This is a genomic window from Parabacteroides sp. AF17-3 (assembly GCF_003635445.1).
GTDB classification, from domain to species: Bacteria; Bacteroidota; Bacteroidia; order Bacteroidales; family Tannerellaceae; genus Parabacteroides; species Parabacteroides goldsteinii.
In genome coordinates, this window is record NZ_QTMM01000006.1 from 210102 (window position 1) to 221633 (window position 11532).

12 protein-coding genes and 2 tRNA genes are annotated in these 11532 nt (G+C 41.3%); 10 read left to right on the forward strand and 4 right to left on the reverse strand.

All coding sequences use genetic code 11. From position 1 onward, the window contains the following. Positions 1-2: 2 nt before the first annotated feature. On the reverse strand, positions 3-1448 hold the full coding sequence (locus tag DWW91_RS09900; RefSeq protein ID WP_122327602.1) for an ATP-binding cassette domain-containing protein: 1446 nt from the start codon (positions 1446-1448) through the stop codon (positions 3-5). 440 nt (positions 1449-1888) lie between these two features. Between DWW91_RS09900 and DWW91_RS09905 the strand changes: the two genes are divergently transcribed. Beyond that, a complete protein-coding gene (locus DWW91_RS09905; protein ID WP_010800008.1) occupies positions 1889-2557 on the forward strand; it encodes a DUF1080 domain-containing protein in 669 nt (222 codons plus the stop codon). Positions 2558-2626: 69 nt separating this feature from the next. On the opposite strand, the gene argB is transcribed toward DWW91_RS09905, so the two are convergent. After that, positions 2627-3400 (reverse strand): acetylglutamate kinase, encoded by a 774-nt coding sequence (gene argB, locus DWW91_RS09910; RefSeq protein WP_007652612.1) that lies wholly within the window; start codon positions 3398-3400, stop codon positions 2627-2629. Positions 3401-3470: 70 nt separating this feature from the next. Here argB and DWW91_RS09915 point away from each other — a divergent pair. From DWW91_RS09915 to DWW91_RS09950, 8 genes are all read left to right on the forward strand, one after another. Continuing rightward, positions 3471-3543 (forward strand) — tRNA-Gly (locus tag DWW91_RS09915). A gap of 47 nt (positions 3544-3590) precedes the next feature. After that, on the forward strand, positions 3591-4439 hold the full coding sequence (locus tag DWW91_RS09920; protein ID WP_010800009.1) for a Bro-N domain-containing protein: 849 nt from the start codon (positions 3591-3593) through the stop codon (positions 4437-4439). 93 nt (positions 4440-4532) lie between these two features. Beyond that, positions 4533-5963, forward strand: a complete 1431-nt coding sequence (gene nhaD, locus DWW91_RS09925) for a sodium:proton antiporter NhaD (RefSeq protein ID WP_010800010.1) — start codon at positions 4533-4535, stop codon at positions 5961-5963. 19 nt (positions 5964-5982) lie between these two features. Then, positions 5983-6645 carry an MgtC/SapB family protein gene (locus tag DWW91_RS09930; RefSeq protein ID WP_007652609.1) on the forward strand — a complete coding sequence of 221 codons (663 nt, stop codon included), beginning with the start codon at positions 5983-5985 and terminating at the stop codon, positions 6643-6645. Between the two features lie 65 nt (positions 6646-6710). Next, a complete protein-coding gene (locus tag DWW91_RS09935; RefSeq protein WP_007652608.1) occupies positions 6711-7346 on the forward strand; it encodes a hypothetical protein in 636 nt (211 codons plus the stop codon). A 12-nt stretch (positions 7347-7358) separates the two neighbouring features. Beyond that, positions 7359-7715 carry an arsenate reductase family protein gene (locus DWW91_RS09940; protein WP_007652607.1) on the forward strand — a complete coding sequence of 119 codons (357 nt, stop codon included), beginning with the start codon at positions 7359-7361 and terminating at the stop codon, positions 7713-7715. A 7-nt stretch (positions 7716-7722) separates the two neighbouring features. Beyond that, positions 7723-8082: a DUF3795 domain-containing protein gene (locus DWW91_RS09945; RefSeq protein ID WP_007652606.1), complete on the forward strand. Its 360-nt coding sequence runs from the start codon at positions 7723-7725 to the stop codon at positions 8080-8082. Between the two features lie 11 nt (positions 8083-8093). Next, the gene (locus DWW91_RS09950; protein WP_007652604.1) at positions 8094-8669 is read left to right on the forward strand and encodes a uracil-DNA glycosylase family protein; all 576 of its coding nucleotides are present in this window, start codon (positions 8094-8096) and stop codon (positions 8667-8669) included. A gap of 64 nt (positions 8670-8733) precedes the next feature. Here the strand turns inward: DWW91_RS09950 and DWW91_RS09955 are convergent, their stop codons facing one another. Continuing rightward, on the reverse strand, positions 8734-10236 hold the full coding sequence (locus DWW91_RS09955; protein WP_007652603.1) for a glutamine synthetase family protein: 1503 nt from the start codon (positions 10234-10236) through the stop codon (positions 8734-8736). A gap of 186 nt (positions 10237-10422) precedes the next feature. On the opposite strand from DWW91_RS09955, the gene DWW91_RS09960 reads away from it, so the two are divergent. Beyond that, positions 10423-10495: transfer RNA gene (locus DWW91_RS09960), tRNA-Trp, on the forward strand. Positions 10496-10640: 145 nt separating this feature from the next. On the opposite strand, the gene map is transcribed toward DWW91_RS09960, so the two are convergent. Then, complete coding sequence (gene map, locus DWW91_RS09965; RefSeq protein WP_010800013.1) at positions 10641-11492, reverse strand: type I methionyl aminopeptidase; 852 nt, start codon at positions 11490-11492, stop codon at positions 10641-10643. Positions 11493-11532 lie beyond the last annotated feature (40 nt).

Consider the following 11532-nt stretch of genomic DNA (forward strand, 5'->3'; position numbering starts at 1 on the left):
TTTTAAGCATGTTTAATCAATTCAAAACGTTTATCAACACACGAAGGTAATTCATGCGGATAATGAGTGACGTAAATCAATGTCTTTCCCGGCCGTTTACAAAACTGCTCAATGATACGGGCAGCCTTCCGTTTATTACTGATATCGAGTCCGTGCAACGGCTCGTCCAGAATAATTAAATCCGGATCTTTCACAAAAGCCCGGGCCAGCAAAGCCAATCGTTGTTCTCCGGAAGACAATGTCAGGAACGAACGGTCCTTCAATTCTTCAATCCCAAATACACGCATCCAAGCCAAAGCTATAGACTGTTGTTCTTCCGTACATTTACGATACAATCCGATAGAATCAAAAAATCCGGAACCGACGATATTTAAAGTGGGCACATTCTCCATATAAAAGAGATGCATCTCCGGAGAAACATATCCTATCCTCTTTTTTATATCCCAGATACTCTCACCCGATCCCCGTTTCCGGTCAAACAAATATAAGGTATTTGCGTAAGATTGAGGGTTATCTGCATAAATCAAACTTAATAAAGTTGATTTTCCGGCACCATTGGGACCAAATAACGCCCATTTCTCTCCATTTTTCACCTCCCAGTCCAGTTCTTTTAAAATAGTGCGCCTACCATATTTAATGGAGACATGCTCCATACGGAACGTCACTTCATGGGCAGAGGGTTCTTTATCCGATGCGGGTAATGAAATATCCCTGGAATAACCGGGAAACAAATGTGCCAACAAGTCTGTCCGAGCCATGAAATCAGCACGTGTCTGAGGAGGATAAGGTGTACGGTTATAGACTGGCAGGACGTGAGTTATCATCTCCGGTATGTCATCCGGATTCGACAACAATAGAATAACCTGTACATTATCCAGCTTCGCCATTTGTTGCAGTAAATGAACCAACACATCACGCGAAGCCGCATCCAGACCGATAAAAGGATTATCCAGTATCAAAATACGCGGATGGTTCAATAAAGAACGGACGATAAGAAATTTACGTAGTTCCCCGCTGGAAAGAAAAATAAGTTTTTTAGGCAGCAAGTCCTCAATACCGAAAAATGAGAGTATCTGATGTAAATCCGTTGTACCGGAATATTCTTTCAAAATATCTTCTACAGTCGGCACTTCATCGGTTTCCGTCGAGTGCCAGCGTTGTTGGTAATAAGAATTCCGGCAATCAGCTAATGAGTAAATGTCTTTGAATGCTATACTTTTTATCAGGTTACTGATTTTGTCATCATAACCGAACGTCACCTCTCCCTCTTTCAATGCAAACTTGCGCTGCATCAGGTCAGCAATCAATGTTTTACCAGCTCCGTTAGGTCCGACTATTGCCCATTGTTCCCCTTCATTGATTTTCCAGCTGAATGGCTCTGCAAAACGCAGTTCCGGTAAACGGGTTACTACATTATTTATATTAACGATTGTTTTACTCTTTTCCATTGTTGTTAATTTGTCCCCCAAAGGTAAAGAGTTTATTTATAAAATTAAACATACCGGAATAAAAGGAACTATTAAAAGAAAGGGATCACTCATCCCGAGCAATCCCTTATTATATATACAGGCCTGGTATGTCTATGAAATTCTTACAAATTAGTTATTTTAATGCCTGTAATTTTCCTACTCAACTTAACGTATCTATTTACTATTTTTATCGTATTTACATTTTATTACATTTAATCCAGAAATCAGACGCCAGCCTTTTCGAAACAAAAATAATAAAATAAAAGAAATTAGCAATAGAAAACAACATATTTCGCATAAATCAACCTTTTTTGCTACCATTCGAAAGACAGATATAAAATTAACCAGTTTTCACTCGCTTATTAAAATGGATTATCTATCTTTGGATTTCTAATTATTTTATCTTAAAATTCAATAACATGAAACGATTTTTTTATTTCTCAATTCTCTTTCTAGGCATCATCAGCACCCTTAGTGTTTCAGCTTCCGACAACAAATGGAAACCTCTGTTCGGAGAAAACCTTTCCGATGCCAGCTACAATCCTGAAGTTTGGAGTATGACAGGCGGTGTACTTGCAGCAGTGGAGGATGAATCCATTTGGACAAAGACCGAATATGAAAACTTTGAACTGGATCTGGACTTCAAAACCGACGTAGGAACTAATAGTGGCGTTGTAGTATATTGCACCGATACTAAAGATTGGATTCCCAATTCTGTTGAAATACAGATTGCCGATGATCATTGTGAAAAATGGGGAAACGGCAAACCTTATGAAAAGTGCGGAGCCATTTACGGCCACCTGGGTGCAAAACAAGACAAAATAGTAAAAAAGCCCGGCGAATGGAACCATATGCGCATCAGATGTGTCGGACAACGCATTAATGTTATCCTGAATGGTAAAAAAGTAACGGAAATGGACATGAGCAAATGGACTTCGGGAACAGTCAACCCGGACGGCAGTGAAATCCCCAGTTGGTTACCTAAGCCATTTGCAGAACTTCCAACAAAAGGATATATCGGATTACAGGGTAAACATGGTGATTCCCTGATCTGGTTCCGTAACGTAAAAATAAGAAGCATCAAATAATAAATGAAAAGAGGAAAGAGGAAAGAGGAAAGTTCGAATATAACTTTCCTCTTTCCTCTTTTCATTTTATCAATAAACTTTCGTTCCTTTTCCCTGATGGATTTCAGAAGCCTGGGTTATAATAACCTCTTTCACCCCTGCATCGATTGCCTGAAATGAATTTTCCAGTTTAGGGATCATACCTCCCTGGATAATCCCCTCTTCTACCAATTGTTTAAATACCGTACGGTCTATTTCCGGAATAACGCTTTCATCATCATTCTCATCCCGCAATACACCTTTTTTCTCAAAACAGAAAACTAATGTTACATCAAAATGCTTAGCCAGTGCTTTTGCAGCTTCACCAGCAATCGTATCAGCATTGGTATTCAGCATATGCCCCTGTTTGTCATGGGTCAGCGGAGCCAATACCGGAACAATGCCCTGATGGATCAGAGAAGCCAGCAAATCTGCATTCACTTCTTTCACATCTCCCACAAAACCATAATCGACTTCAGCTACCGGACGTTTATCCGAACGCATTAGATTCATATCTGCTCCAGTGAGGCCTAGTGCATTCACATCTAACGCCTGCAAACCGGCCACAATATTTTTATTGACCAGGCCGCCATATACCATTGTTACCACTTTCAGTGTTTCAACGTCGGTCACCCTGCGGCCATTCACCATTTTACTTTCGATGCCTAACTGGCTCGCCAGTTTAGTTGCAGAACGTCCTCCGCCATGTACCAATGCTTTAAAACCTTCTATATGAGAAAAATCCCGAAGCAAACTTTTCAATGTTTCCTCTTCCTCAACGATCTTTCCGCCGACCTTGATCAGCGTAAGCTTTTCTTTATTCATATCTGATAAAATATTTTTGCGTCAAAGGTACAAAAAAACAAAAGATTTATATACTTTTGCACCTGTCAACGCGGTAGTAGCTCAGTTGGTAGAGCATTAGCTTCCCAAGCTAAGGGTCGTGGGTTCGAGTCCCATTTACCGCTCCCTAAAAACAAGACCTTAATAATAATCTCTATATACCCATCGAAACATGACAAAGAAAGAAGCAATCAAAATTTTTGAAGAAAAAAAAGTTCGTACTCTTTGGGACGATGAAACTGAAGAGTGGTATTTTTCTATAGTGGATGTAATATCTATTCTGACCGAAAGCATAGATGGTCGAAAATACTGGAACAAGCTAAAACAGAGGCTAAAAGAAGAAGGTAGTGAACTGGTGACAAATTGTCACCAGTTGAAGATGCCTGCTTCTGACGGAAAGATGCGCATGACAGATGTCGCCACAACTGAACAACTTTTTCGTCTTATCCAGTCCATCCCATCACCTAAAGCAGAGCCGTTCAAACTTTGGATAGCTCAAGTAGCAAAAGAGCGGCTTGACCAACTACAGGACCCGGAATTATCCATTGATCAGGCTATGACTGACTATAAACGTCTCGGCTATTCGGATAATTGGATCAACCAGCGCCTCAAAAGTATTGAAATACGAAAAGACCTGACTGATGAATGGAAACGTCACGGTCTACAGGAGGGAGTACAATTTGCAACCCTCACTGATATAATTACCAAAACATGGTCAGGAAACACGACTAAAGAATACAAGCAACTGAAAGGTCTTAAAAAGGAAAATCTGCGGGATAATATGACAAACACAGAACTTGTACTCAACATGCTGGCAGAACTATCTACCAAACAAATTTCCGAGGCTACCGAACCGGATACGTTCAATGAACACATAGATGTAGCAATGCAAGGAGGAGAAGTTGCCCGTAATGCCCGACTTGAATTAGAGGCAAAAACCGGAAAACAAGTCATTTCACCTCTGAATGCAAAAAACGGATTACGATTGAATAAGGAAAACAAAAAGCAGGATGAGATATAATTCAAAACATTTCATCCAAAAGGAGTGTTAATTCCATATAATTCCTACATTTGCGACTATTAACTGAATTTAAAAAGAAAAAGAAGATTTGCTATGTTGACAGTAATGATTTTTGTTTTTCTGATTGGATACTTATGTATAGCTTTAGAGCATCCGCTAAAGGTGAACAAAGCCGGAACAGCCCTACTGACCGGAACAATACTTTGGGTTTTATACACATTTGCTGCACCTGATCTGATCCCGACCGCATCAGCCGAAGAATTTAAAGAATTTCTGGATGCCTATCCGGCTATAGCAGATCTTCCTTTTGTAGAACAATGTACCCGCTTCGTCGTTGAACACCAGGTACTGGACAGTATCGGAGAAATTGCAGAAACATTGATTTTTTTGATTGGCGCGATGATTACCGTGGAGTTGATAGACGCTCACGGCGGTTTCATGTTTATCACAAACCGTATCAAAACCAACCAGAAAAAAAAATTATTACTACTGGTCGCATTTATTACTTTTTTCATGTCTGCCATACTCGATAACCTGACAACTTCCATCGTTATGGTTATGCTAATGCGGAAACTACTGGGGAACTACAAAGAACGGTGGGTATTCGGCAGCGTGATTATCATTGCTGCAAACAGTGGCGGGGCCTGGTCACCAATTGGAGACGTGACAACCATCATGCTTTGGGTCAGAGGAAACATTTCCTCATCCTCAACTATTCCACACCTGATTTTGCCCAGTCTGGTATCAATGATAGTACCCGTTCTCATCATGATGCGTTTCCTTCATGGGAAAGTGACTCCGCCCGATGCATTTACCTATAATGAAAATGACAAACTACTCAAAGAATTAAGAACCAAAGAAAAACTCTCAATACTGATACTCGGCGTATTATGTCTTATATTCGTCCCTATATTTAAAACGATCACTCATTTGCCTCCGTTTATGGGTATCCTGATGGGAGTCGGTATTTTATGGATCTATACAGAATTAATGTATAAACGAAATATTGTCAATGAAGACCTTAAACTTCGTCTGTCAAAAATAGTGCGTCGTATAGACGGAGCAACCCTATTATTCTTCCTCGGAATCCTTTTGGCTGTCGACGCATTGCGGTGTAGTGGTGTATTGACAGATTTCGCTTTCTGGCTGGATGAAACTGTCGGAAATGTATATGCTGTAAACCTGATCATCGGTACTTTATCGGCCGTAGTTGATAATGTTCCGCTGGTAGCCGGAGCTATCGGCATGTATCCGGTTGCAACAGACGCTATCATCGCAACAGCAACAGATCCGACTTATATGGCAAACTTTGTTCAGGACGGAATATTCTGGCAATTCCTGGCTTATTGTGCCGGAGTTGGAGGCAGCATGCTGATCATAGGTTCGGCTGCCGGAGTTGTCGTGATGGGATTGGAACGCATCAATTTCATCTGGTATCTGAAAAACATATCCTTGCTGGCCTTGATCGGATATCTGGCCGGTGCAGGAGTATATATTCTTCAAAATGTAGTATTAGGATTATAAACAAGGGAGGCATACAATTATGTTATGGGATTTTATTCTGAGATTATTTATTGCCGGTATTCTTGGTGCCGTAATCGGTCTTGACCGGGAATACAGGGCGAAAGAAGCCGGCTATCGTACACATTTCCTTGTCTCACTGGGAAGTGCCCTTATCATGATTGTATCCCAATACGGTTTTCAGCAGATTATACAAGAAAGTAGTGTTTCGCTCGACCCCAGCCGTGTTGCGGCACAGGTTGTTAGTGGTATCGGCTTTATCGGAGCGGGAACCATTATCATACAAAAACAATTTGTTCGCGGACTGACGACTGCCGCAGGAATATGGGCAACAGCCGGAATCGGCCTGGCAATCGGTGCCGGAATGTACGGCATCGGTGTTGCGGCAACCGTACTGACCCTGATGGGACTTGAACTGCTAAGTTATATCTTTAAAAGCCTGGGAATGAAAAGTTCGATGATTATTTTTTCCACCAATGAGAAAGATATCATAAAAAAGGTAACCCGGGTTCTGAACGACAAAGGCTACCTGCTCGTCTCCTACCAAATGGAAAAAGTCAGTCATTCAAACGTCGATACTTTCATTGTCACCCTGGTTATAAAGGCCAGGAAAAGTACGGACGACAACCAGCTGCTACTTTTCATGGAAGAATTTCCGGAGGTAACAGTTGAGAGAATTGAATAGAAATTCTTAAAACGGGGACAAGTTTTAGTATCTTTGTCCCCGTAATCATTTTATAACAGATACACATGAACATAATTTCTAAACTATTCAAGAAAGAAAAAGAGGAAACAGAAGCTACATCAAAAGGCTCCGTTGAAGAATTTGTAACATTAATCCGCGTATATTATCAGGCGGTAATGGCCGTACAGTTGGGTATTACCAATATTAATATGTTGTCGGATATGGCCCTTTTCAAACGGATGCTAAAAATTCCTACCCAAAATAACAAGCCAGGTATCGCAGAAAAGGCACGTGTCCGCAAGATATTAATGCAGGACTATGCCATGAAAGAAAGTTTCTTCAAGGAAATAGAAGCCTCAGTAAAAAAGAACTGTAAGTCGCAAAACGACATCAAATCATATTTTTTCCTTTTCCAGGGATTTTGTAATGACCTGTTCTCCTTGCTGGATAACCTGATGCAATGGAAGTTCCGTTTCTCCATGCTGGTAAAAAAATTATTATATAACCAGACAGCAAAAACAATCCATGAGATTGTAACCCGTTCGGAATGGAAAGAGGTCAGTGTCCAGAAAACAGCCTGGAGCATCCGCAAATACAAAGAGACATTAGGCTATTCGGAAGAATGGATGACCGATTTCGTTTACAACATTGTCCTTCTTGCCAAGGAAGATGCCAAAAACCAACGTAAAAAAGACAAATAAAATCAGACAGGTATGAAATATCTATTTTTAGAATATCCGAAATGCAGTACCTGCCGGAACGCAAAAAAATGGCTGGACGAACATAAAGTTGCTTATGAGGACCGCCATATAATCGACCAGCATCCTTCGGCTGAAGAGTTGACGGAATGGATAGGACGCAGCAAATTACCGCTGAAGAACTTCTTCAACACCAGTGGCCTTGTATATAAAGCCATGCAGTTGAAAGACAAATTGCCCTCCATGAGTGAAAAGGAACAGATAGAACTACTTGCTTCCGATGGCAAACTAATCAAACGTCCTTTGTTGGTAAGCGAGAATCAGGTATTGGTCGGCTTCAAAGCGGCTGAATGGGAAGAATCTGTAAAATAAAGAGTATATGAAAGGAATGGAAAACCTTACATATCAACCCGACGCTGCATACGTTGCAGCTTGTGGCCTGTATTGCGGTGCTTGTCGTAAATTCGTAAAAGGACAATGCCCCGGATGCTGGGAGAATAAAAAAGCGGACTGGTGTAAAATACGGGCATGTAACATCGAGCATAACTATAAAAGTTGTGCCGACTGCACAATCAGTTCTATCGATGAATGCAAGAAGTTCAATAACTTCATCGGAAAAGTATTTTCTATCCTCTTCCGTTCCGACCGTCCGGCCTGTATCAGAAGGATACAGGCAATCGGCTATGATGCTTTTGCCAGGGAAATGCACGCAAAAAAACAACAGACAATAAAACGATAACATATATCCCGATGGTCTCAGAATTACATCCGTTAGGTTTCTTTTTACCGGAGCAGACTAAATTGCTGATGTTGGGAAGCTTTCCTCCTCCGATGCAACGTTGGTCGATGAACTTTTATTACCCGAATATACAGAACGATATGTGGCGTATCCTCGGACTATTGTTTTATAGCAATAAAGAATATTTCCTTGAAACAAAGAAGGCGTTCAGTGAAGAGAAAGCCAAAGCCTTTTGCCGGGAGAAAGGTATCGGTATCGGCGATACGGCTGTCGAAATAATCCGGTTAAAGAATAATGCTTCCGATAATTTCCTGCAAGTGATAAAACCGATAAATCCGGAAGAAGTCCTGTCGCAAATACCCGAATGTAAAGCGATTGTCGTTACAGGGCAGAAAGCGATGGATACGATTTTATCGGTATTGCCTCCGACAGAAGAGCCGAAAGTCGGAACTTATTCGACATTCACCTTACTGGATCGGATATTCAGGTTATATCGTATGCCTTCCTCATCACGAGCCTATCCGAAACCATTAGAGGAAAAGGCGGCGGTTTACAGAGGGATGTTTGAAGAGCTCGGAATATTATAAAAGAAAACCATTGCAAAAAATGCAATGGTTTTCTTTTATAATATCCATCCACATAGGATAAAATTTACCCACAATGGAAATAAGTATTTACCAACCGAAGCATTCCTTCGGGGTCATTTTTCAAATCATCTCTCAGAGTAAAGTCGTTATAAGACTTCAGTTTTTTGATTATACCGTCTATCATGCTCGGGCTAAACACATTATATTTCTCAAAGACAGCCCGTTGCTTTTGCAAACGTTCTGCAGAAGCTGCACAACTGTCGGGTAATTGGTCCAATGTTTCCAGACGGGCCTTGTTTTCTTCCTGGTGGATATTCACATTCACGTACGTCTTTTCTGCTATCTCCAACGCATTTTCTATCTCAAAACCATGACGACAAGCGACAGCCAATCCAGCCAACAACTGATACAAATCGGCAGAACCATCCGGCGAACGCATCTCAACCGTCTGTTTCTGTGTCGTATCATAATGGCTTTCCGATTCCAGGGGGTTAGCTAATACACACATGTCTTTTTTTGCAGCCCAGCCTAAGGGGACACGTACCAATACCGAACGGTTCCGGTCGCCCCAGCAAACGTTTGTCGGAGCTTCCTGATGAGGAACCAAACGGAAGTAAGAGGTTGGATTCGTATTTCCGAACGCAGTAATCGAAGGAGCCAGTTGCATCATTCCGGCAATCGCTTTACGGGCTGTTTCAGACAAAGCACCGTCGGCCAACATCTGGTTTTTACCGTCTTTCATAATTCGCATATGAACATGCAAACCCGAACCGGCTTTTCCGACTGTAATCTTAGGAGCGAATGTGATATCCAGACCATAGCTATAAGCCAGATTACGAATTACCCATTTGGCAATCATTAACTGGTCGGCAGCTTCTTCCACTTTGGTTGGTAGAAACTCGATTTCGTTTTGCTCATATATCTTTCCGTTCAATGTAAAGTTACCGACTTCGGAATGGCCATATTTAATCTGTCCGCCGGCCTGGGCAATATATTGCATGCACTGGGTACGGAATTCATTGAATTTAGCGAACGGGCCGGATTCATGATATCCGCGCTGGTCGGTTGCCGGGAATAATTCTTCCTCTTCCGCTATCACATAATACTCCAATTCGCCCATTGCCTGAAACTCCATGCCTGTTACTTCCGTAAAGGCTTTGCTTGCTTTATACAAGGTATATTCGGGAGAACTTTCCAACGGTTCGCCATCTTTATTGAAGAAGGAACAAAGCATAGTGATTGTCGGCAACTCGGCAAAAGGGTCGACGAAAGCTGTCCGGAAGCGGGGAATTACATACAGGTCGCTACTGCCGGCTTCAATAAAAGAGAACAGGCTGGAACCGTCCACACGCTCACCACAGGTAAGGATTGCATTCAGATAGGCTGCATTATTAATAACAAAATTCAATGTTTTCAGACGGCCGTCTCCTGCCGGATACATAAAATTGACCATCTTGATTCCTTTTTCGCGGATAAAAGAAATAATATCCGCCTTTGTAAACTCAGATGAAGGTTTCTGCAAAAATTCGACTAAAAGATTCGAATTCATTTCTAATTCGTTTTCCATGTTTTGTTGATTGTATTTATACAATATAGATTTAATTATATTTTCTATAAGGTTTCAAAGATAAAAAAAGATATGACGGTTGTTTCGCTTTTCGTTGGATTTTATCAGGTAAGTAAAAATAGAATTGCACTTTTTCTAAAAAAGCCTTGCATATTAAAAATAAAAACCTACCTTTGCACCCGCAATACGGAAGTAGCTCAGTTGGTAGAGCACTGGTCTCCAAAACCAGGTGTCGGGAGTTCGAGCCTCTCCTTCCGTGCAGAAGCGATACAAATTGTATCGCTTTTTTTATTCGGATAAATAGTACTTACAAAACATATATGCTTTGATTACGAAACATATATGCTTTGCGTACAAAAGTCCCTTATTTTGATTTCAAAAGTCCCTTATCTTTGAACCGGTGTTTAGTCCGATAATATTTCCAGTCCGTTTTCACGCATCACGAATGTGTGTTCCCATTGGGCGGAAGGAAGTTCGTCGTCGGTTATTACCGTCCAGCCATCTTCTTCGGCAATATAAACACGATATGTACCCATATTAATCATCGGTTCAATCGTAAAGACCATTCCTGGGACCAGTAACATGCCGGTACCCTTACGTCCGAAATGAGTTACTTCGGGTTCTTCATGAAATTCCAGTCCTACCCCATGCCCGCACAAATCACGGACAACGGAAAAACCGTTCTTTTCCGCATGTTTCTGGATAGCATGACCTATGTCACCTACAAAACCGAATGGCTTAGCTGCCTTCATTCCTATTTCCAGACACTCTTTTGCCACACGCACCAGCTTCTCTTTTTCAGGAGAAACCTTGCCAATCATAAACATCCGCGAAGCATCCGAATAATAACCGTCCAGAATTGTCGAAACATCCACATTGATAATATCACCCTCCTTTAATATCTCTTTTTCGCTGGGGATACCGTGGCAGACCACTTCATTGATGGAAGTGCACACGCTCTTCGGGAATCCTTCAAAATTCAGTGGGGCCGGGATAGCACCGTGGTCAACCGTATAGTCATAGACCAGTTTGTCTATTGCGGCTGTCGACATTCCGGCTTTTATTTCCTTTCCCACTAAATCGAGAATACCTGAATTTACAACCCCGCTTCTGCGGATACCTTCAATCTGTTCTTCTGTTTTAATCAATTTCCGGGAAGGTACCAAATGACCTTTATTCTGGAGGTAGAGAATCTTTTTATCCAATTCGGTAAGTGGCTGACCTTTGATAAGTTGCCAATTGTTTCTTTTTCTCATAAATCTTTGCTGTTATCGTTAGTAATAACACAACAAAGGT

Bases quoted from the DNA above. Each gene is read 5' to 3' on its own strand.
- DWW91_RS09900 (WP_122327602.1), bottom strand. From the start codon at position 1,448: ATGGAAAAGAGTAAAACAATCGTTAATATAAATAATGTAGTAACCCGT.
- DWW91_RS09905 (WP_010800008.1), top strand. From the start codon at position 1,889: ATGAAACGATTTTTTTATTTCTCAATTCTCTTTCTAGGCATCATCAGC.
- argB (WP_007652612.1), bottom strand. From the start codon at position 3,400: ATGAATAAAGAAAAGCTTACGCTGATCAAGGTCGGCGGAAAGATCGTT.
- DWW91_RS09920 (WP_010800009.1), top strand. From the start codon at position 3,591: ATGACAAAGAAAGAAGCAATCAAAATTTTTGAAGAAAAAAAAGTTCGT.
- nhaD (WP_010800010.1), top strand. From the start codon at position 4,533: ATGTTGACAGTAATGATTTTTGTTTTTCTGATTGGATACTTATGTATA.
- DWW91_RS09930 (WP_007652609.1), top strand. From the start codon at position 5,983: ATGTTATGGGATTTTATTCTGAGATTATTTATTGCCGGTATTCTTGGT.
- DWW91_RS09935 (WP_007652608.1), top strand. From the start codon at position 6,711: ATGAACATAATTTCTAAACTATTCAAGAAAGAAAAAGAGGAAACAGAA.
- DWW91_RS09940 (WP_007652607.1), top strand. From the start codon at position 7,359: ATGAAATATCTATTTTTAGAATATCCGAAATGCAGTACCTGCCGGAAC.
- DWW91_RS09945 (WP_007652606.1), top strand. From the start codon at position 7,723: ATGAAAGGAATGGAAAACCTTACATATCAACCCGACGCTGCATACGTT.
- DWW91_RS09950 (WP_007652604.1), top strand. From the start codon at position 8,094: ATGGTCTCAGAATTACATCCGTTAGGTTTCTTTTTACCGGAGCAGACT.
- DWW91_RS09955 (WP_007652603.1), bottom strand. From the start codon at position 10,236: ATGGAAAACGAATTAGAAATGAATTCGAATCTTTTAGTCGAATTTTTG.
- map (WP_010800013.1), bottom strand. From the start codon at position 11,492: ATGAGAAAAAGAAACAATTGGCAACTTATCAAAGGTCAGCCACTTACC.